The 21,367-nt window shown below is 74.7% G+C and carries 8 protein-coding genes; all 8 read right to left on the minus strand.

Annotation, left to right across the window (positions count from 1 at the left end; all coding sequences use genetic code 11):
- Positions 1-26 precede the first annotated feature (26 nt).
- The 8 genes from ACFYZL_RS06345 to ACFYZL_RS06380 all read right to left on the minus strand — a co-directional run bounded on the left by ACFYZL_RS06345 (position 27) and on the right by ACFYZL_RS06380 (position 20,873).
- Positions 27-3,278: an amino acid adenylation domain-containing protein gene (locus ACFYZL_RS06345; protein ID WP_388676554.1), complete on the minus strand. Its 3,252-nt coding sequence runs from the start codon at positions 3,276-3,278 to the stop codon at positions 27-29.
- A 19-nt stretch (positions 3,279-3,297) separates the two neighbouring features.
- The gene (locus ACFYZL_RS06350) at positions 3,298-6,513 is read right to left on the minus strand and encodes an amino acid adenylation domain-containing protein (protein WP_388676557.1); all 3,216 of its coding nucleotides are present in this window, start codon (positions 6,511-6,513) and stop codon (positions 3,298-3,300) included.
- Positions 6,510-8,327, minus strand: a complete 1,818-nt coding sequence (locus ACFYZL_RS06355) for a condensation domain-containing protein (RefSeq protein WP_384749950.1) — start codon at positions 8,325-8,327, stop codon at positions 6,510-6,512. The genes ACFYZL_RS06350 and ACFYZL_RS06355 overlap by 4 nt, the downstream gene beginning before the upstream one ends.
- Positions 8,320-8,544 carry an MbtH family protein gene (locus tag ACFYZL_RS06360; RefSeq protein WP_189741799.1) on the minus strand — a complete coding sequence of 75 codons (225 nt, stop codon included), beginning with the start codon at positions 8,542-8,544 and terminating at the stop codon, positions 8,320-8,322. Before ACFYZL_RS06360 ends, ACFYZL_RS06355 begins: the two co-directional genes overlap by 8 nt.
- A gap of 74 nt (positions 8,545-8,618) precedes the next feature.
- On the minus strand, positions 8,619-10,886 hold the full coding sequence (locus ACFYZL_RS06365; RefSeq protein ID WP_384749947.1) for a pyridoxal-phosphate dependent enzyme: 2,268 nt from the start codon (positions 10,884-10,886) through the stop codon (positions 8,619-8,621).
- A 2-nt stretch (positions 10,887-10,888) separates the two neighbouring features.
- Positions 10,889-11,869: a kinase gene (locus ACFYZL_RS06370; RefSeq protein ID WP_384749944.1), complete on the minus strand. Its 981-nt coding sequence runs from the start codon at positions 11,867-11,869 to the stop codon at positions 10,889-10,891.
- The gene (locus ACFYZL_RS06375; protein ID WP_388676563.1) at positions 11,835-13,403 is read right to left on the minus strand and encodes an argininosuccinate lyase; all 1,569 of its coding nucleotides are present in this window, start codon (positions 13,401-13,403) and stop codon (positions 11,835-11,837) included. The genes ACFYZL_RS06370 and ACFYZL_RS06375 overlap by 35 nt, the downstream gene beginning before the upstream one ends.
- A 108-nt stretch (positions 13,404-13,511) precedes the next feature.
- Positions 13,512-20,873 carry an amino acid adenylation domain-containing protein gene (locus ACFYZL_RS06380; protein ID WP_388676567.1) on the minus strand — a complete coding sequence of 2,454 codons (7,362 nt, stop codon included), beginning with the start codon at positions 20,871-20,873 and terminating at the stop codon, positions 13,512-13,514.
- Positions 20,874-21,367: the final 494 nt, after the last annotated feature.

Raw genomic sequence — 21,367 nt, forward strand, 5'->3', positions numbered from 1 at the left:
ACGCCTGGTCAACCGGTCACGCCTGGTCAGCCCTGATCACGGGAGCGGGAGCGGGGGCGCAGCGCGGGGCGGGCGGGTGCGGTGGCGGCCTCGGCCAGGCGGGCGGCGATGCCCGCCGGGGTGGGCGTCTCGAAGAGGTCGCGGATGCCCAGTCGTACGCCCAGCTCCGTGCCGATGCGGCCGGCGAGCCGGGTGGCGAGCAGCGAGTGGCCGCCGTGGGCGAAGAAGTCGTCGTCCATGCCGGCCTCCTGGAGGCCGAGGACGGACGCGAAGATCTCGCAGACCGCCTTTTCGGCGGGCGTGTCCGGCAGCCGGCCGGCCGGCCGGTGCACGGTGCCCGGGTCGGGGAGCGCCTTGCGGTCCAGCTTGCCGTTGACGGTGAGCGGGAACCGCGGCAGGTGCAGGAACAGCGACGGGACCATGTAGTTGGGCAGGTTCCGGCCCAGTTCGGTACGGACCTCCTCGGCGGTCGGGGTGCCGGTGAAGTAGCAGACGAGTCGCTGCTGGCCCGCGTGGTCGCGGTCGACGGCGACGACGGCCTCGCCGACGCCCGGTACGGCGCGCAACGCGGTCTCCACCTCGCCCAGTTCGATGCGGTTGCCGCGGACCTTGACCTGGTGGTCCTGGCGGCCCAGGAAGTCGAGCTGGCCGTCGGCCCGCATCCGGGCGAGGTCGCCGGTGCGGTACATGCGGCTGCCGGGGACGGCGGAGAACGGGTCGGGGACGTAGCGCTCGCTGGAGCGGCGCGGGTCGCGCAGGTACCCGGGGCCCACGCCGGTCCCGCCGATGAAGAGTTCGCCGGGCACGCCGGGCGGTACGGGGGCGAGCGCGGCGTCCAGCAGGTAGAGGGTGTTGTTGCGCAGCGGACGGCCGACGGGAAGCCGGCCGTGCTCCAGCTGGGCGTGCACGTCGGGGCCGATGAAGGCGTGGGTGTTGTCGTCGGAGCACTCGGTCAGGCCGTAGGCGTTGACGATCGCGGCCTTCGGGTGGCGCGCGTACCAGCGGGTGCACAGTTCGGGCGGCAGCACCTCGCCGTTGACGATGAACCAACGCAGCTCGGGCAGGGCCGGCGGCAGCACGCCGGTGTCCCAGAGGTCCACGGCGGCGCGGACGAAGGAGGGCACGGTCTCCAGCACGGTGATCCCGCGGCGGGCGGCGTCGTCGAAGAGGGCGGCCGGGTCGCGGGCGGTGTCGCGGGTGACCAGGTGGACCTGTCCGCCGGTGATCAGCGGGGCGAGCATCTGCCACACGGAGATGTCGAAGGTGAGCGGGGCGTTCATCACGACGCGGTCGCCGTCGCCGAGGCCGAGGTCCTCGACCTTGGCCAGGAGGTGGTTGTTCATGCCCCGGCGGTGGACCATGGCGCCCTTGGGCTTGCCGGTGGAGCCGGAGGTGAAGCAGACGTAGGCGAGGGCGTCGGGTCCGCCGGCCGCGGCCGGCCGCTCGCCCGGGGCGGTGGCCGCCGCGTCGTCGATGACCAGGACGGGGAGGCCGCCGGGGACGGCGGCGGCGATCTCCTCGGCGCGGGCGCGCTGTTCGGGGGCGGCCAGCAGGCGGGCGATCCCGCCGCTCGCGAGGAGGTCGGCGGTACGGGTGACGGGGCCCTCGGGGTCGAGGGGGACGTAGGCCGCTCCGGCGCCGAGGATGCCGAGCATCGCGACGGGGACCCGGGCGGTGGGCTCGCTCAGCACCGCGACGAGGTCGCCGGGGCGCACGCCGTCGGCGACGAGGGCCAGGGCGAGGGCGTCGGCGCGGGCGACGAGGGCCGCGTAGCTCAGCTCGCGGCCGGCCTCGTCGGTGGTGGCGACGGCGTCGGGCCGGCGCTCGGCCTGCCGCCGTACGCGTGCGACGACCTCCGCGTACTGCTCGTCGCGCGCGGTGTCGTTCCATTCGACCAGGACGCGGTGGCGTTCGGCGGGCGAGAGCAGGTCCACGGTGCCCACCGGGCACGACGGGTCCTCCACGACGGCTTCCAGGAGCCGGGCGAGCCGTTCCAGCAGGGCCTGGGCGGTGTCCCGTTCGAACACGTCCGGCCGGTAGTCGATCTGCAGGCGCATGCGGTCACCGGGGATGGCGGTCAGCGAGAGCGGGTAGTGGGCGGCGTCGTACGGGTCCACTCCGGTGACCCGGAGCCCGCCCGCGCCGAGGGCGGCGAGGCCGGCTTCGTCGACCGGGAAGTTCTGGAAGGCGACGCAGGAGTCGAAGAGCTCCCCCGCTCCGGCGAGCCGCTGGATCTCGACGAGCCCCAGGTGGTGGTGGTCGATCAGGCGCGCCTGCTCGTCCTGGAGCCGTTCGAACAGGGCGATGAGGGACTCCGCGGGGTCGATCCGCACGCGGACCGGCACGGTGTTGATGCACAGGCCCACGATGTCGGCGACGCCGGGCAGTTCGGGGTCGCGGCCGCTGACGATGGCGCCGAAGACCACGTCCTCGGAGCGGATCTGCCGGCCGAGCAGGAGCGCCCACGCGCCCTGGAGCAGGGTTCCGGAGGTGATCCGGTGGCCGCGCGCGAGCGCGCCGAGCCGTTCGGTCAGGGACTCGGGGAGGTACGTCTCCACGCGGTCGGGCAGGACCGAGCCGGGCGGCGGGGACACGGGCGCGGTGCGGGTCCCGCCCGCGAGGCCGTCCAGGGCGCGGGTCCAGGCGTCCTGGGCGGCGGCCGTGTCGCGGCTGTGGAGCCGGCCCAAGAAGGCGGAGTACGGGGTGACCGGGCCCAGGGGCGCGTCGTCGGCGTGGTGCAGGGCGAGGAGTTCGCGCACCAGGACCGGCCAGGACCAGCCGTCCATCAGGATGTGGTGGTAGGTCAGCAGCAGCCGGTGGGACAGCGGACCGGTGCGGATGAGGGTGAAGCGCAGCAGGGGCGGCCGGGCGAGGTCGAAGCGGGTGGCCCGGTCCTCGGCGAGGAGGGTGTCGACGGCGGCGGCGCGCTCGGCCGTGCCGAGTCCGGAGAGGTCCGTCTCCTGCCAGGGGGCCCGTACGCCGCGCTGGACGACCTGGGCGGGCTCGCCCGTGGCGCGGCGCAGGAAGCCGGCGCGGAGGTTGGCGTGCCGTTCCAGGACGGTGTCGGCGGCGGCGCGCAGTCGGTCGGCGTCGAGGGGGCCGTCGAGGTCCAGGAGCAGTTGGGCCACGTAGACGTCGTGTTCGTCCTCGTCGAAGAGGGCGTGGAAGAGGATGCCGTCCTGGAGCGGGGAGAGCGGCAGGACGTCCTCGACCAGGGACCGTGCGGCGGGTGCGGCGGGTGCGGCGGCCGGGTCGGGGGTGGACGGCGGGTGGTTCACGGTGGTGTTCCTTCTGTGGTCAGGCGGTCTGGGTGCGGCGGGCCCGGCGGACGATCGGCGGGTCCTGCGCGGTGGCACCGGCGGCCGCGGCGGCGGGCAGGGCGGCGGCCAGTTCGGCGACGGTGGGGCCGGCGAAGAACTGCCGGATGCCGACGGCGGCTCCGAACCGTGCCGAGACCTCGGCGAGCAGTCGGGTGGCGAGCAGGGAGTGCCCGCCGAGGTCGAAGAAGCTGTCGTGGACGCCGATCCGCGGCAGGCCGAGGACCTGCTCCCAGATGGCGCACAGGGCGCGCTCGTCGTCGGTGCGCGGTTCCTGATGGGCCCCGGCGGTGCCGGCCGTGGCCGGGTCCGGTGCGGGCAGGGCGGTCAGGTCGGTCTTGCCGTTGGCCGTCACGGGGAAGGCGTCCAGCAGGGTGAGGGTGGCGGGCACCATGTAGTCGGGGAGCCGGGCGCGCAGGTGTTCGCGCAGGTCCCGCGGGTCGGGTGCGGGGGTTCCTTCGGCGGGGACCACGTAGCCCGCGAGCGCGGGTCCGGCGGCCGTGTCCACGACGGTGACGGCGGCCTGGCCCACTGCCGGGTGCGCGGCCAGGGCGTGCTCGATCTCACCGGGTTCGATGCGCAGTCCGCGGATCTTGACCTGCCGGTCGGCGCGACCGAGGTACTCGACCTGGCCGTCGGTGTTCCAGCGGGCCAGGTCGCCGGTGCGGTACATGCGGGCGCCCGGGGCGCCGTACGGGCAGGCGACGAAGCGTTCGGCGGTCAGCGCCGCCCGGCCGAGGTAGCCCTGGGCGAGCCCGGCGCCCGCGATGTAGAGCTCGCCGATGACGCCGGGTGCCACGAGGCCGAGCCGCTCGTCCAGGACGTGCAGTTGCGTACCGTCGAGCGGACGGCCGATGGGGACCTGCCCGTCGGGGGCCTCCTGGTCCGGGCCGACGGCGAAGGTCGCGGCGAAGGTGGTGGTCTCCGTGGGGCCGTAGGCGTTGGTGACGGTGGTGCGGGGGCAGGCCTCGCGGACCCGGCGGACCATGGACGGCGAGGCGGCCTCGCCCCCGGTCATCACCTCGTGCAGGGTGCCGAGTGCGGGCAGGCAGCGGTCGGCGAGGACGTTGAAGAGGGTGGCGGTGAGGAAGGTTCCGGTGACCTCCTCCTCGGTGATCAGCCGGGCCAGCGCGTCGACGTCGAGCTCGCCGGGCGGCGCGACGACGACCAGGCCGCCGTTCAGGAGCGGCACCCACAGTTCGTAGGTGGAGGCGTCGAAGGCGTGCGGGGAGCGGAACAGGACCCGCTCGTGCGCGCCGCCGCGCCAGCGCCGGTCGGTGGCGAGGGCGACGACCTCGCGGTGGGAGACGGCCACGCCCTTGGGGGTGCCCGTGGAGCCGGAGGTGTACATCAGGTAGGCGAGCGCGTCGGGATGCCCGGGGGGACCGGCCGTCGCCGCGTCCGCGGCCGCGTCGGCAACGGCCCCGTCCGGGCGCAGTACGTGACGCGGACCCGCCGGTACGGGTTCGCCGTCCGGGAGGTCGGTGACGAGGACGGCGGCCGCGGCCGCCGTGATCACGGCCTCGGTACGGGCGCGCGGGGCCCGCGCGTCCAACGGCAGGTAGGCGGCGCCCGCCTTGAGGATGCCCAGACAGGCGGCGACGAGGTCGGCGGAGCGGTCCATCAGTACGGCGACCGACTCGCCCGGTCGGACGCCGAGGGCACGCAGCCGTCCGGCGATCCGCTCGGCCCGGGCGTCGAGTTCGCCGTACGTCGTCTCCCGGCCGGCGCAGAGCACGGCGGGGCGGCCGGGGTGGGCGGCGGCCCGCTCCTCGAAGGCCCCGTGGACGGTGCGGGCGTCGGGGGCGACGGGGGCGCCCTGCCAGTGCTCCAGCAGGTCGGCACGCTCCCCGGGCAGCAGGACGTCGAGTGCGGACAGCGGGACGTCGGGCTCGCGGACGACGGCGCCGATGAGGTGCACGAGGCGGTCCAGCAGGCGCCGGGCCGTCGCCTCGTCGAACAGGTCGCTCGCGTACTCCAGGCCGAGGGCCAGGCCCCGGGGCCGACCGGTGGCCGGGTCGTGGAGCTCCTCGACCTCCAGGGTGAGGTCGAACTTGGCGGTGTCGGTGCGGACCGCCTCGACCTGCGCGGTCAGCCCCGCGAAGGCGGGAGCCTGCGGCTCGCCGCGCTGGGCGGAGACGGCGACCTGGAAGAGCGGGTGACGGGCGGGCGAGCGGGCCGGGTTGAGGCGTTCGACCAGCGATTCGAAGGGCAGTTCCTGGTGGGCGTACGTCTCCAGGGCGGCGGACCGCACCCGCCCCAGCACCTCGGTGAAGGCGGGGTCGCCGGAGGTGTCGGCGCGCACGATGAGGGTGTTGACGAAGAGGCCCACGAGGTCGGTGAGGGCTTCGTCGTCGCGGCCGTCGACGGGGCAGCCGAGCGGCAGGTCGGTGCCGGCGCCGAGGCGGGTGAGCAGGACCGCGAAGGCCGCCTGGACGGCCATGAACGGCGTGGCGCGGGCGCCTTGGGCCAGCGCGGCCAGTCCGGCGTGGACGGCGGCGTCGGTCCGTGCCTCCACCAGTGCGCCCCGGTGTCCGGCCACGGCCGGACGCGGCCGGTCGGCGGGCAGGGCCAGTTCCTCGGGCAGGCCGTCCAGGACGGCCGCCCAGTGGGTGAGCAGCCGGGCGTGCAGGGAGGCGGGGTCCTGGGCCGGGCCGAGGAGTTCGCGCTGCCACAGGGCGTAGTCCGGGTACTGGACGGCCAGTTCGGGCCATTCGGGCGGGCGGCCGGAGCACCGCGCGGTGTAGGCGGCGGCCAGGTCTCGGACGAGGACGTTCACGGAGTGGCCGTCGCCCGCGATGTGGTGCAGGACCAGGAGCAGGTAGTGGTCCTCCTGCCCGTCGGTGAACAGGTGGGCGCGCAGGGGCGGTTCGGCGGCGAGGTCGAAGGGCCGGGACGAGGCTTCCGCGGCCTGCCGGTCGCGCTCGGCGAGCGGGCAGACGGTGACGGTGACGGTGAGTACCGGTGCCGCGTCCGCGGGGTCCAGGACCCGCTGGTGGGGGCGGCCCGCCTCGTCGGGGAAGACGGTGCGCAGCGCCTCGTGGCGGTCGGTCACGTCCTCGAGCGCGCCGAGCAGGGCCGGGCGGTCGAGGGCGCCGCGCAGCCGCAGCCCGATCGGGATGTGGTACAGCGCGCCGTCGGCGCCGTCCCGGGCGTGGAACCACAGCCGCTGCTGGGCGTGGGACAGAGGGATCACAGCAGGGCTCCGAGCTGGGATTCGAAGGTGTCGAGGTCGGCCTGGCTGACCTGGGCGAGGGAGACGTCGGAGGGGGTCAGCCCGCCGGCGTCCGGGCGGGCGGCGTGGGTGACGACGGCGCGCAGCATGGTGAACCACTCCTGTGCGAGGTCGTGCACCCGGTTCCGCGGGAAGACGTTGCCCGCCCAGGTCCAGGTGGCGCTGAGGGTGAGGCCGTCCGGGCCCTCGTGGGCGGCCGCGTTGACCTCCACGGCGTGGGCCATCGGCAGGCCTTCGTCGGCGTCGTCGAGGGCGAAGGCGTGTCCGGGCGCGGCGTCCCAGGGGGCGTCGCCGCCCATCGGGAACCGGCCGAGGTAGTTGAAGCCGATCTGGGGGATGCCGCGTGCGGCGAGGTCCGGCCCGGTACGGGAGTTGAGGTGGCGCAGCAGCCCGAAGCCGATGCCCTTGTCCGGTACGGCGCGCAGTTCCTCCTTGACCAGGCGCAGGGCGGCGCCGACGGCGGGTCCGCCGGCGCGGGCCTCGTCGAGGTCGGGTCGGCCGAGGGCGAGGCGGACGGGGAACACGGTGGTGAACCAACCGACGGTGCGGGACAGGTCCGTGCCGTCGGCGACCTCCTCCCGGCCGTGGCCCTCGACGTCGACGAGGACGGCACCCTCCTCGTCCGCCCCGTCCTCGCCGTCGGCGCTGCGCCGGCCGAGCACGGCGAGGGCGAGGGCGGTCAGCAGGACGTCGTTGACGGTGCCGTTGACGAGGCCGGGCGCGGTGGTGAGCAGGGGGCCCGTCACGTCCGGCCCGAGGGTCAGGGTGAGGGTGTTCTCCGGGCTCTCGGGGTCGAGGCCGCCGGGCGGGCGGACCCCGGCGAGGGGTTGCGAGGCCTCGCGCAGGGCGTCGGCCCAGCGGTCGGCCTCGGTGGTCCGGCGGCCGGAGGTGGCCTCCGCGCGCAGCAGGTCGGCCCAGTGCGCGAAGGGGGTGTGCGCCGGTTCCAGGACGGGGTCGCGGCCCTCGGCGAGGGCCGCCGCGCAGGTCCGCAGGTCGTCCTGGAGGATCCGCCACGAGACGCCGTCGACCACGAGGTGGTGGACGACGAGCGCGAGGCGTCCCTGCTGCCCGGCGCCCCGGTCCAGGAGTACGGCGCGCAGCATGTGGCCGTCGCGGGGCGAGAGCAGCCGACGGGCCGCGCGCATCCGTTCCCGGGTCAGGGCGGGGAGTTCCCCGTCGCCCGTCCCGCGCGCGTCCACGTGCTCGATCAGGTCCGCCGCGGTGACCGCGCCCGCGGGCGGCACGAGCGGTTCGGCGCCGCGGGTCCCGATCCCGTCGGGCAGCCGCAGACGGAGCATCTCGTGGGTGTCCAGGAGGGCCTGGACGGTGCGTTGGGCGGCGGCCGCCCCGAAGCCCGGCGGGGTGCGCACGACGAGCGACTGGTTGTACGTGTCGACGGGACCGCCGAGTTCGGCGAGCCAGCCCATGATCGGGGTGGGGGTCAGCGGGCCCAGCCGGCGCGGGGGCACGGCGGGGCCGGCGCTCTCCCCCGCCCGGCCGTGGGCACGGGCGGTGGCGGCGAGCGCGCTCACGCTCTCGGCGCGGAGCACGTCGCGGGTGCTGACGACGAGGCCGGCCGCGCGGGCGCGGCTGACGACCTGGATCGCCTGGATGCTGTCCCCGCCGAGCCCGGTGAAGCTCTGGCCCGCGTCGACCTCGGTACGGCCGAGGACCTCGGCGAAGAGGGTGCGCAGGGTCCGTACGGGGTCGGCTCCCGTGTCGGTGTCGCTTCCGGTGTCGGCCGACTGTCCGGTGGGGTGGACGTGCTCAGCCACGGGGCGCGTTCCCGGCGAGGGCGGCCACCAGGGAGGCGGGGCGCATGTCGGTCCAGACCCGCTCGACGTGGTCCAGGCAGGCCTGCCGGCCGTCGGGGCCGTGCACCACGGTCCAGCCGGCCGGGACGGGGTTGGCCGCGGGCCACAGCGAGTGCTGGAGCTCGTCGTTGCGCACCACGACGTAGGTGGCGTTGTCGTTCTCGAAGGGGTTGCTCATGGCGGTTCGCCTTTCGGGTCGGGTGCGGCCGTACGGTCGTACGGCCGCTTCGTGGAACGGTGTGCGACGGTGGATCAGGGGCGGGCTTCGGCCTCGATGTCGAGGCGGAGCAGGGCGCGCGCCGCGTCGAGGGCGGCGTGCACGCCCTCGGGCTCCGGATGGCGGGCGATCACGTGCCCGAGGCGGTCGGAGGCGCTGCGGGGCTTGCGTACGGGCGTGCCCGGGGCGGCGGTGACCAGCACCGACTCGACCCCTTCGACGGCGGCGGCCTCGCCGGTGCCGTGTGCGGCCGTGAGGGTGCCGTCGGCGTCGGCGAGGACGAACTGGATCCCGGCGTGGCCGGCACCCTCGGCCTTGAGGTGCGGGGGCCGGCCGAGGGCGGCGCGAAGCTGTTCCCCGAGGAGGTCCACGCCGGTGGCCAGTCGGATCAGTTCGGGGATCATGCCGCCGGCCGGGCGTGGGTTGATCTCGATGAGGGCGGGCCCGTCGGCGGTCAGTTTGACCTCGGTGTGGGTGGCTCCCAGGCGGATCCCGGCCGCGTCCAGGGCCGCCGTCACCGTCTCGGTGATCTGCTCGGCGGTGGCTGCGGGGAGCGGGGCCGGGAAGAGGTGACGGTGCTCGACGAAGTGCGGGGTGGCCGTGACGGACTTGGCGGTGATGCCGACGCACACGGTCCGGCCCTCCCCGCTGAACATCTCGACGCTGTACTCCGGCGCGTCCAGGTATTCCTCGACGAGGACGGTGCGGGCGGTGGGCATGCCCCGTACGTTGGTGTCGATCGCGAGGATCTTCTCGATCTGGGCGCGGACCTCCGACTCGTCGACGCAGAGCAGGACGTTGGTGGAGCCCGAGTCGTCGGCCGGCTTGACCACGCAGGGCAGTCCGGTGCGGGCGACGGCCTCCGCCGCCCCGGCCGGCTCGCGCACGAGGGCGTACCGGGGCTGGCGGACGCCCGCGGTCCGCAACCTCTCGCGCAGGGCGGCCTTGTCGCGGCAGACGGCCACGGCGTCGGGCGGGTTGCCGGGCAGGCCCAGCCACTGGGCGATCCGGGCCGCGGCCGGTACGTAGAAGTCACTGGTGGTGGTGACGCCCGCGATCTCCTCGCGGCGGAACCGCTCCTGGACGGCGGCGCGCAGGGCGGCGTCGGAGTTGGTGTCGCAGCGCACCACCTCGGCGCCGGTCTCCGCGAGTCCCCGATAGCGGTCGGGGTCGGCGGTCAGCAGGACGGGTACGGTGCCCAGTTCGCGCGCCCGGTCCAGGGCCAGCATGCCGGTGCCGGTGGTGTTGGACTCCACGAACAGCAGGTGCCGCAGGATCCCGGCCGGCGGGCTGTAGGCGAGGGTGGACCAGGTGCGGGCGGTCCCCTCGGGGCCGAGCGGAGCCGGCGCGGTGGCGGTGGGCACCTCGCGCAGCCGGTGGGCGTCCCAGTGCTCGTCGTTGTAGACGGTGTCGGCGTAGCGGTCGCCGCGGTCGGGCAGGATGCCGACGATCCGGCTCCCGGGTTCGGCGCGGTCGGCGAGGCCGGTGAGGACCCGGTAGACGGAGCCCGAGGTGTTGCCGCCGAAGATCTGCTGCTCGCGGGCGAGGTCCCAGGTCGCGGCGAAGGCCTCGTGGTCGTTGAGCCAGTGCACCTCGTCGACGAGGGTGCGGTCCAGGTTCTTGGGCAGCAGGCTGTTGCCCAGCCCGCTCTGCAGCCGCTGCGGTACGTCGGGCTGGCCGAAGAGGGCGCTGCCCACGCAGTCGACGCCCACGACGTGCAGGGCGGGGAGGCTCTCGCGCAGCGCCCGGGCGGTGCCGCACAGGGAGCCGCCGCTGCCGACGGCCCCGACGAGGGTGTCGAACCGCCCCAGATCCGCGAGGAGTTCACCGGCGAGGGTGCGGTAGGCGCCGGGGTTGTCGGGGTTGGTGTACTGCTGCGGCCAGAAGGCGCCGGGCAGTTCGCCCTGCAGTTCCGCGAGCCGCTCCAGGCGGGCGCTCTGCCAGCCGTGGCTGGTCATGGCCTCGACGATGTGCACCCGGCAACCCAGGGCGCGGAGTTTGGCGAGGGTGACGGGGTCGATCCGCGGGTCGGTGACGATGTGCACCTCGTGGCCCAGGGAGCGGCCGACGAGGGCGACGCCGAGGGCCATGGTCCCCGAGGAGCTCTCGATGACGGGGTCGCCCGGCTTCAGGGTGCCCAGTCGCCGGGCCTCCAGGAGGATGTTGCGGGCGACGCGGTCCTTCATGGCGAAGAGGTTCTGCAGTTCCAGCTTGGCGTAGACCTCCACGCCGCGGGACTCGCCGAGGCGCAGGCGGACCAGCGGGGTCGCGCCGATCGCGTCCGTCACGGTGTCGAACAGCATGGTCAGATCTCCAGCTCGGTGGGGTGGGCGGGCGCGGCCGTCGGGCTCCAGCTGTCGTCGGCGCCGAGGGAGCGGTGTACGGACACCTCTCCGCCGAGGGCCGAGCAGCCGGCCCGGATGTGCTCGGTCTTGCCCGCGAGGGCCGGGTCGTTCGCCTCCAGGAGGACGCCGAGCATGGTGCCGCTGTGGGCGAGCACCAGGCCCAGGCCGTCGACCTCGCGGCACAGGGCGTGCAGTTCGGCGAAGCCGGCGCGCCGGCGGCGGTGGGCGTTCATCTCGGCGCTGCGGGTGGCGACGGCGCCGACCTCGGCGAGGTCGCCGCGGGCCACGGCGTCGGTGAGCCGGTCCAGCAGGCGTGCGTACTCCTCCCGGTCGGCGGCGCCGATGGCGCGGGCGCCCCGGTTGTGCGCGACGGTGTCGACCTGGCCGCCCTCGTCGTGGGCGACGACGGTGAGCGGGGGCAGCACCCCGAGCCGGCGGCCCAGGCGCACCTCCCGGTGGTGGAAGGCGACGATCTCGTCGTACATGACCCCGTCGGCCGGTTCGATGCCGCGCAGGAAGTCCTCCGTCTCGGCCGGGGTGAACTCGCGCCCGTGGGCTGCGCCGACGGCCCGTACGGTGGCGACGAGGTCGGCGGAGGAGCTGGCGAGGCCCTTGCCCTCGGGCAGGTCCCCGGCGACTTCCAGGAGGCCGCCGTCCGCCGTGCCGAGGGCGGCGAGGACGGCCTCGGCGACACGACGGGACTTGGCCTTGTGCGCCGGGCGCACCCGGACCTCTCGACGGCCGGGCTCGGGGTGGAACACGGCGGTGGCCCAGCGGGCGAGGGGGAAGGTGACCAGGAAGTCTCCCTGCGGGTGGGGCAGGGCGCCCTGGAGCAGTTCGCCGAAGGTGCCGAAGGCGCTGCCGGAGCCGGGGCCGACGGGGACGGCGGTCGCCCCCGCGACGGTGTCAGTGGGCGTGCTGTACGCGGGTGCGGGTGCCATCGCCGTCCTCCTCGTGGATCTTGTCGTCGGGCGCTCCGTAGAGGGCGCGGTCGCCCTCCTCGGCGCCCGCGCGGAGCGCGGCGGCGCGCGTGTGCCAGTCGGCGCGCAGCCGCTCGTACGTCTCCTGCTGGCTGCTCAGGACCGCGCGGACGGCGTCGGGGCGGGCCGACCCGGCGGACACCATGCGTTCCAGGCCCCGGTCGACGTCGAAGGCCTCGGCGAGGAGCCGGGCGGGGTCGGCGAGGGTGATGCCGTGTCCGGCGGCCGCCTCGACCAGCAGGGCGGGTTCGCCCGGGGCGGGGGCGGAGCCCGCCGTCGCGGCGAGCACGACGTACTTCCCGGCGACGACCTGGGCGGTGCGCCAGGGCACCCCTTCGGTGAGGCAGAGGGCGTTGGCGAGGCTGAAACCGCCGAGGAACTCGCGCTCGCACACCTGGCGCATGCGGTCGGCGCGGAAGGTGAGCCTGCGCAGCACCTCGGTGAGGAGGCGGACGGTGCCGTGGGCCGAGTCGAAGGCGTTCAGCAGGTGGGTGCCGGCCTCCTTGGACACCTCGACCAGGTTGCAGAAGGGGGTGTTGCGCTGCCCCAGGAGCACGTCGAAGTGGAAGGCGGTCAGGTGGGCGGTGCGCCCCCGGATGCGCTCCAGGACCGGGTAGTTCTTCTTCTGCGGCATGGCGGAGGAGATGCCGGACAGCTCGTCGGGCAGTTCGATGAACCCGTATTCGCTGCCGCCCCAGGTGAGCAGGTCGGTGGTGAAGCGGCTGAGGGCGGTGCCCAGCAGGCTGAGTTCCGCGGTCAGTTCGGCGCTCCAGCGGCGCGAGGCCACGGCGGTCAGCGCGTGGGGCTGCGGCCGGGAGAAGCCGAGCAGTCGGGCCATCCGGTCGCGGTCCCAGGGCAGTTCCTGTCCGGCCATGGCGCCGGCGCCCAGCGGGCAGGCGTCGATGCCGTCGTACGCGTTCAGCAGCCGTGCGTGGGTGTGCAGCAGGTGCTCGGAGAGTGCGGCGAGGTGGAAGCCGGGGGTGATGATCTGGGCGGCCTGGAAGTGGGTGTACCCCGGCATGGGCAGGTCGCAGGTCTGCTGTGCCAACTCGTGCACGACGGATCCGAGTTCGAGGAGTGCGTCGGCGAAGCGGGCGAGCTGGTCGCGGCCGTACATCACCTGGGCGCAGGCCTGGAGGTCGTTGCGGCTGCGGTCGGCGTGCCAGTGCGTGACCTGGGCGGGCAGGCCCGCCTCGACGTGCCGTTCGAGGGCGAAGGCGATGTCCGACATGTTGGCGCCTGGCTGCGCGCTGAGGGTGTCGGGCCCGACGGAGTCCAGCAGGGCGGCGATCCGGTGGGCCTCCTCTGCGGTGATCAGGTCCATGCGGACGTACTCGGCGGCCAGGGTCTTCTCGATGGCGACGTAGTGGCGCAGCAGGTGGCGGGACTCGAACCCGAACTGCGGGGCGAGGACTTCGTCGTGGAGGAGTTCGGCGGGACCGCCGCGGATCCGGCCGCTCAGCTCGGGGGCGGGCCCCGGGGTGTCACTCGTCACGTGGTGTGTTCCGTTCCTGTTCTGGTGCGGGAGCGCGTCGGCGCATGCCTGATCGACGCGCGGCGCGGGAAGGGGGGACGGGTACCCCGGGCGGGCCGGGGTACCCGTTCAGCGGTGGTCGGCCGCGGCGAGGGCGGTGCGCAGGAGGGCGGCGGCCCGGGTGCTGTGCGGCGGCCGCATCAGCCCGTAGTGGTCGGTGGCGGCGTCGTGGCGGGTGAAGCCCGCCCCGGCCCGCCCGGCCCATCGGTCGGCGGCCTGCTCCCGGGCGCCGGTCCCGCTCTGGAGGAAGAGGACCGGGCAGGGCGCGGCCGGGGGCTCGTACGCGGCGGCGGCGCGGATCCCGGTCCGGAACACCGCGTAGTGCCGGGCGAGGTCCCGCGGGTCCAGTCCGGGGGCGAAGCCGTCGCGTTCCACCTGCTCGGCGAGGACGGTGAGCCGGTCCGTGGTGTCGGCGACGCTGCGCAGGGCGCCGCGCAGCGCGGACACGCTCTCGTCGGTCGGGTCGAAGCCAGCGGAGCGGGCCAGGTCCTGGTGGAACCACTCCAGCAGTTCGCACTCGTCGTCGGGGACGTGGCCGGGCTCCGGGTAGCCGGTGTCCAGCAGCGCGAGGGTCGCCACCTCCTGCCCCGCGGCCCGCAGTTGGACCGCCATCTCGTGGGCGAGGAGCCCGCCGAAGGACCAGCCGGCCAGGTGGTAGGGGCCGGAGGGGTGGATCCGGCGCAGGGTCTTCAGGTGGGCGGCGGCCAGCTCCTCGACCGTTGCGTCGGGGGCCGCCGCCGGGTCGGTCAGCCCGGGCGCCGTCAGGCCGAACACCGGTCGTTCGGTGCCCAGTTCGGCGGCCAGGGTGCGGTAGCAGAAGACGTTCCCGCCGATCGGGTGGACGAGGAAGAGCGGGTCCAGGGTGCCCTCGGACCGGAGGCGGACCACCGGTTCCGGGGCCACGGCGACGTGGCGGCCCCGTAGCAGCGCGGCCTGTCGGGCGACGGTCGGGTGCTCCAGGACGGCCGAGACGCCGAGGCGTTCGCCGAAGGCCTGGTTGATGCGGCCGATCAGGCGCAGGGCGTCGATGGAGTGCCCGCCGGACTCGAAGAAGTCGTCGTGGACGCCGACCGTGGCGGTGTCCAGCAGCCGTTGCCAGATCCCGGCGAGGCGGGATTCGAGGGCGTCGCGGGGCGGGGTCGGTTCGACGCCGCCGCGCAGGTCGGCGGGGTCCGGGTCGGGCAGGGCGGCGCGGTCCAGTTTGCCGTTGGCGGTCAGCGGGAGGGCCGGCAGGCGCACCCAGGCGGACGGGACCATGTACTCGGGGAGCCGCTCCCGGGCGTGGGCGGCGAGTGCGCCCGCGTCGGGGGCGGGTGCGCCGTCCGGGCCGGCCGCGTCGGCGACGAAGTAGCCGACGAGGCGTTCGCCGCGGGGCAGGACCGCGCAGTCGCGCACGCCGGGGTGCTCGGCGAGGACGGCTTCGATCTCCCCCGGCTCGACGCGGAAGCCGCGGATCTTGAGCTGGTGGTCGGTGCGACCCGCGTACTCCAGGGCTCCGTCGGGGCGGTGCCGGGCCAGGTCGCCGGTCCGGTAGAGGCGGCGGGTGACGCCGTCGGGCCCGGTGTGCTCGATGAAGCGCTCGGCCGTGAGTTCCGGACGTCCGTGGTAGCCGTCGGCGAGGCCGACGCCTTCGAGGAAGAGTTCCCCGGTGACGCCGAGGGGGACCTCGGCCAGGCGGCGGTCCAGGACGTGGGTGCGCATGTTGGCGATGGGCCGGCCGATGGGCACGGTGTCGCCGCCGTCCGGCCGGCACTGCCAGTACGTGACGTCGACGGCCGCCTCGGTGGGTCCGTAGAGGTTGTGCAGTTCGACTCCGGGCAGTCGCTCGAAGAACCTGCGCTGGACCTCGTACGGCAGGGCCTCCCCGCTGCACACCACCCGGGTGAGCCCGGCCGCGCCGGTCACGGCCGCGGGGTCGTCGAGGAAGACGCTGAGCATGGAGGGGACGAAGTGCACCGTGGTGGCGCCCTCGTCGCGGATCAGGTCGGCGAGGTAGCCGGGGTCGCGCTGCCCGCCGGGGCGGGCGAGAACCAGGGTGGCGCCCGTCAGCAGGGGCCAGAACAGCTCCCACACGGAGACGTCGAAGGTGTACGGGGTCTTGTGCAGCACCCGCTCCCCCGGGACCAGCCCGTACTCGTCCTGCATCCAGAGCAGCCGGTTGGCGATGGCGCGGTTGGAGACCACGACGCCCTTGGGCTTTCCGGTGGAGCCCGAAGTGAAGATCATGTACGCGGGGTCGGAGGGCTCGGGCGCCCCGGCGGGACCCGCAGTGCCGGCGGGACCCGCAGTGCCGGTCGCGGCCGCGTCGGGCCGGACGACGGTGGCCCCGGAGCCTTCCAGCCGCTCCGCCCACGCGTCTTCGGTGACCACCAGGCCGATGCCGGACTCGGCGAGCAGGGACCGCACGCGCGGCGCCGGGTGCTCCGGGTCCAGCGGGACGTAGGCGGCGCCCGACTTCAGGACGGCGAGCAGGACGACGGGGAGGGCGAGGGAGCGTTCCAGCAGCAGGCCGACGAAGGTACCGGGGCCCGCGCCCCGCTCCCGCAGGGCCGCGCACAGCCGCTCGGCCTCGATGTCGAGGGCGCGGTAGGTCAGCTCGGCGTTCTCGAACCGCACGGCCGGGGCGTCCGGGGTCCGGTCGCGCTGCGCGTCGATCAGCCGGGTCAGGACGTGCGGCTGCGGGTAGTCGACGACGGTCCGGTTCCAGTCGGCGTAGCGGCGGTGTTCGGCCTCGGACAGCAGGTCGGCGGTCGTGCAGTCGCGATCGGGGGCCTCGACCATGTCGCACAGGGCGGCGGTGTAGGAGGCGTGCGCGCCCTCCATCTGCGCCTCGGAGAACTGGGCGGCGTCGAAGCGCAGGCCGAGTTCGAGCAGGGAGCCGTCGGGGCTGCGGGAGAACTCCGCGCCGAAGGCGAAGTCGGTGCCGGCCTCTCCGGTCTCCTCCAGCACGGTGAACGCGCCGTCGGCGGGCCCGTCCCGCTCCACGTGGAAGTGGGTGTAGTTGAAGAAGGTCTCGAAGAGCGGGCCGCCGCCGGACAGGCGCTGGATCTCGGCGAGCGGGAAGCGGCGGTGCGCGTGCAGCTCCGCCTCCAGCTCGGCGACGTGCGCGACGAGGCCGCGCCAGCTGAGACCGGTGATCTCGGCGCTCAGCGGCAGGGTGTTGAGGAACACTCCGACGACCTTGTCGCCGTCGGTCTCCTCCGCCCGGCCGTTGTGGACCACTCCGGTGGTGACGGCGTCGCCGCCGCCCAGCAGGGCCATGGCCCTGAGGTGGGCGGCGAGCAGGACGGTGCGCAGCGGTGCGCCGCACTCGACGGCCAGGGCGGTCAGCCGGGCGTGCAGCCCCTCCGGGAGCGGCGCGAGGTACCAGGACATCGTGGCGGGTCCGCCGGTCGCCGCCGGGCGGGGCAGCCGGGTCGCGGGGGCGTCGGCGGCCTTGCCGGTCCAGAAGGCACGCTGTCCGGCGTCCGCGAGCGCGGCCCGTTCCAGGGCGACGAAGGAGGCGAACCGGGAGCGGGGGCCCGCGTCCGGGGAGGGACCCTCCGCAGGGGTCCGGGCGGCGAGCGCCTCGGTGTAGCAGGAGGCCAGTTCGGTGAGGAGCGAGCGTTCGCTCCAGCCGTCGAGGACGGCGTGGTGCTCGGCGACGAACAGCTGGAGCCGAGTGTCGGAGAGCCGCTGGACGTGGAAGCGGATCAGCGGGGGCCTGTCCCAGGTGAACGGCCTGTCGCGCTCGGCGGCGTAGCGGGCTGCGACGGCGGTCCGCTGTGCCTCGGGGTCGAGGCCGTACAGGTCCTCGAAGGTGATCTCCGGGCGGGCGCCGCGGTGGACGAGCTGGAGTGGCTCGCCGAACCCGTGCGGGTCGAAGGAGGTGCGCAGCATCTCGTGCCGGGCCGCGAGGACCTCGACGGTGGTGCGCCAGGCGTCCTCGGAGTAGGGCGCCTCGACCAGGTAGGAGGCCACGTTGTGGTAGACGCGTCCGCCGGCCGACGGCAGGTCGCTGTGGTAGAGCATGCCCGCCTGGAGCCGGGTCATCGGGTAGGCGTCCTCCAGCCCTTCGGGCAGGGCGGCGCGGTCCTCGGGGGTGAGCAGGGCGAACGGCCGGTACGGGGCTTCGGCGCCGGCCGCCGCCTCCCGTCGGGTCACGACGGGGGCCAGCGCGCGGGCCGTCTGACGGCGCATGAGGTCGGCGACGGTCAGGTCGAGGCCGCGTTCCCGGATCCGGGCGAGGACCTGGAGGGAGCGGATGGAGTCCCCGCCGAGGGCGTACCAGTTGTCCAGGGCGCCGACCCGTTCGTGCCCGAGGACCTGGGCGAAGACCTCGGTGAGCGCGGTCTCCACCGGCCCTTGGGGCGCCTCGTAGGCGGCGGTGGGGGTCCGGGGCACCGAGCCGGGGGTGGGCAGGCGGCGCCGGTCGGTCTTGCCGTTGGCGGTCAGCGGGAAGGCGGGCAGGGTGACGAAGGCGCCGGGGATCATGTAGCCGGGCAGCCGCCGGGCGAGGTGGGTGCGCATCTCCTCCACGGTGGGGCCGGCGCCGTCCTCGGACCCGGTCACGGCCAGGTAGCCGACGAGGACGTCGGTTCCCGCGGGATCCGGTGCGACGAGTGCGACCGCGGCGTCGACGAGGGGGTGGGCGGCCAGCGCCGCCTCGACCTCGCCGAGTTCTATCCGGAAGCCGCGCAGTTTGACCTGGTGGTCGATGCGACCGAGGTACTCCAGGTCCCCGTCGGGCAGGGCGCGCGCCAGGTCTCCGGTGCGGTACAGCCGCTCGCCCTCCACGAGGCCGGCGGGCCCGTCGGCGACGCGGCCTTCGCCGCGGTCGGCGAGGCCTGCGGGAAAGCGCTCGGCGGTGAGTTCGGGCCGGCGCAGGTAGCCGCGGGCGAGGCCCGCTCCGGCGACGTACAGCTCACCGACGGCGCCGCGGGGGACGGTCCGACCGCGCGCGTCGAGCAGGTGCAGGCGCAGGTCGGGGATGGGCACGCCGATGACGCTGCCGCAGCCCTCCTCCGCGTCGCGGGCGGTCAGCGGCCGGTAGGTGACGTGCACGGTCGTCTCGGTGATGCCGTACATGTTGACCAGTCGGGGTGCGGTGTCGCCGTGGCGGGCGAACCACCCGGCGAGGGCGGCGACGTCGAGGGCCTCCCCGCCGAAGACGACGTGGCGCAGGGCGAGCCCGGGGTCGGCCGGTCCGGCCGTGCGGTGGTGTTCCTCGTCGGCACGGGCCAACTGGTAGAAGGCGGACGGGGTCTGGTTGAGGACGGTGACCCGTTCGGCGCGCAGCAGCCGGTGGAACTCCTCGGGCGAGCGGCTGGTCCCGTACGGGACCACGACGAGGCGGCCGCCGTGGGCGAGGGCTCCCCACAGCTCCCAGACGGAGAAGTCGAAGGCGATGGAGTGGAAGAGGGTCCACACGTCGTCGGGGCCGAAGCCGAACCAGTGGTCGGTGGCGGAGAACAGCCGGGTGACGTTGGCATGGGGCACCAGGGTGCCCTTGGGCAGGCCGGTGGACCCGGAGGTGTAGATGACGTAGGCCAGGTGGTCCGGGGTCACGCCGGTGTCGGGGGCGGTGTCGGGTTCGGCGGCCAGGAGCGGGGCGTCGGCGAGCAGGTCGACGGTGTGCAGGCCGGGCGCGTCCCACAAGGCGCGGGTCTCGGTGGTCCCGACGACGTGCTCCAGGCGGGCGTCCTGGACGATGTGGCGCAGCCGCTCGGGCGGGTTGTCGGGGTCGAGCGGCAGGTAGGCGCCTCCGGCCTTGAGGATGCCGAGCAGGGCGACGACGAGGTCGGCGGAGCGGGGCAGGCACAGTCCGACGAGGGTGTCGGGGCCCACGCCGAGGGCGCGCAGCCGGTGCGCGAGCCGGTTGGCGCGGGTGTCGAGCTCGCGGTAGGTGAGGGAGGCGCCCTCGTGGACGAGGGCGACCGCGTCGGGAGTGCGGGCGGCGTGTCCGGCGAAGATCTCGTGGACGCAAGTCCGCTCGCCCGGCGAGTGCGGGAGGGCGGCGCGCTCCGGAAGCGGCGAGCCGATGCCGGTCCGCTCGTCGGCCGACAGCATCGGCAGGCCGCTGACCGGCAGTTCGGGGTTCTCGGTGGCGGCGTCCAGGACGCGGGCGAAGTGCCGGCCGAACTGTCGGACGGTGGCGGCGTCGAACAGGTCCGCCCGGTACTCCAGCCGGCAGCTCAGCGCGCCGCCGGTGCGTACGACGTCGAAGGTCAGGTCGAACTTGGCGGTTCCGGCCGGTCCTTCGAGCAGCGTCGCCTTCGGGCCGGGCAGACCGTCGGTCATGCCGTCCTCGTCGTGCAGGCCGAACATGACCTGGAAGGGGGCGGCCTCCTCGCCGGTGCGTCCGGCGGCGATCCGGTCGACGACGCGTTCGAAGGGCAGGTCCTGGTGGTCCTGGGCGTCGAGCACGGTGTCCCGTACGCGCTCCAGGTGGACCCGGAAGGCGGGATCGTCGGACAGGTCGGCGCGGATCACCAGCGTGTTGACGAACAGGCCGACGGTGTCCTGGAACTCCTTGCGGCTCCGGCCCGCCACCGGCGTCCCGACGAGTACGTCGTCGGTGCCCGTGTAGCGGCCCAGCACGATCTGGAAGGCCGCCAGCATCAGCGTGTACGGGGTGCTGCGGGTGTCACGGCACAGGCGCTCCATCCGGGCGAGCACCGGGGCCGGCACCTCGAAGGAGTGCAGCGCCGCCGCGCCGCGGGCCGCTCCTTCGGCGGGGCGGCCGTCGCGAGGCAGGGGCGCGTCGGGCAGTTCGCCGTCCAGCTGCTTCTCCCAGTAGGCGAGCTGGCGCTGGGCGGCGGCGCCGCGGAGCCATTCCTCCTGCCATTCGGAGAAGTCGGCGTACTGGTACTCGGGGGCCTCCGGAGCTTCCGGAGCCACGATCCCGGCCGAGCGCCACCGGTCGGTGCCGTCGGGGCCGCCGGTCCCGTCGCCGTGGTGGGCGTACGAGGCGAGGAGCTCGCGGGCGAGGATCCCGACGGACCAGCCGTCGGCGACGATGTGGTGCATGCCGAGCGCGAGGACCGCGCCCTCGGGCGTGTGCAGCAGGGCCGCGCGGAAGAGCGGTCCGGACTCCAGGTCGAAGGGCCGGTGGTGTTCGGCGGCCATCCACTCCTCTACGTCCCCGGCTCCGCTCGCCGCGGCGGAGGACCATGCGAGCACGGCCTCGGTGTCGATGTGCTGCCACAGCTCGCCGTCCCGCAGGACGAAGCGGGTGCGCAGCGCCTCGTGCCGGTCGACCAGACCCTGGGCGCAGGCGCGGAGCGCGGCTTCGTCCACCGGGCCTTCGAGGCCGTAGAAGACGGGCATGTGGTAGGTCGGCCTGCCCTCCTCCAGCTGCTGGAGGAAGTACATCCGCTGCTGCGCTCCGGACGCGCGGAACGCGCTGAACGACGGCTCCGCAGGGCGTTCGATCGGATCGTGACTGGCCAAGACAACTCCCTCGGCGCCGCACCGGTGACCGGCCCGCGACGCATGCTCCGCTTGCTTGCCCGTCCAGCCTAGGAACGGCATCGATTCGGGTGAAGTCGCCTGTTTCCGGTCCCCTGTTCACGTGACACGAGCCGGTGACGGCCCGCGTGAGCACTGGCCGAAGGCCGTGTTCCGACGCCGTTCGGGGACCTCGGGTCGGGACACTGCCGACCGCGGACGCCTCCGTCACCGGCGCACTCATCGCGGAATTCACAACCCTGCGACGCCGAACCCGCAAACCGCTCGCCCGGCGATACGAGACCATGCCCTGGCCCCCATGGCCACCGGCAGGCCCGGCCGCCGACAACCCCCCGTCACACGGTGCCACCACTGGAACGAGCCGTACGCGCCGGGTTGGGCTCGTTGGCATCTTCATGGGGCGGGGGGATCTCACGAGCGCGGAACGGGTCGGCCGAAGCCGCATCGGCCGAAGTCCTGTCGCCCGGGCGGCCGTT

The sequence above is a fragment of the Streptomyces sp. NPDC001717 genome (assembly GCF_042892775.1).
Classification (GTDB): domain Bacteria; phylum Actinomycetota; class Actinomycetes; order Streptomycetales; family Streptomycetaceae; genus Streptomyces.

Bases quoted from the DNA above. Each gene is read 5' to 3' on its own strand.
- ACFYZL_RS06360 (WP_189741799.1), bottom strand. From the start codon at position 8,544: ATGAGCAACCCCTTCGAGAACGACAACGCCACCTACGTCGTGGTGCGC.
- ACFYZL_RS06365 (WP_384749947.1), bottom strand. From the start codon at position 10,886: ATGCTGTTCGACACCGTGACGGACGCGATCGGCGCGACCCCGCTGGTC.
- ACFYZL_RS06370 (WP_384749944.1), bottom strand. From the start codon at position 11,869: ATGGCACCCGCACCCGCGTACAGCACGCCCACTGACACCGTCGCGGGG.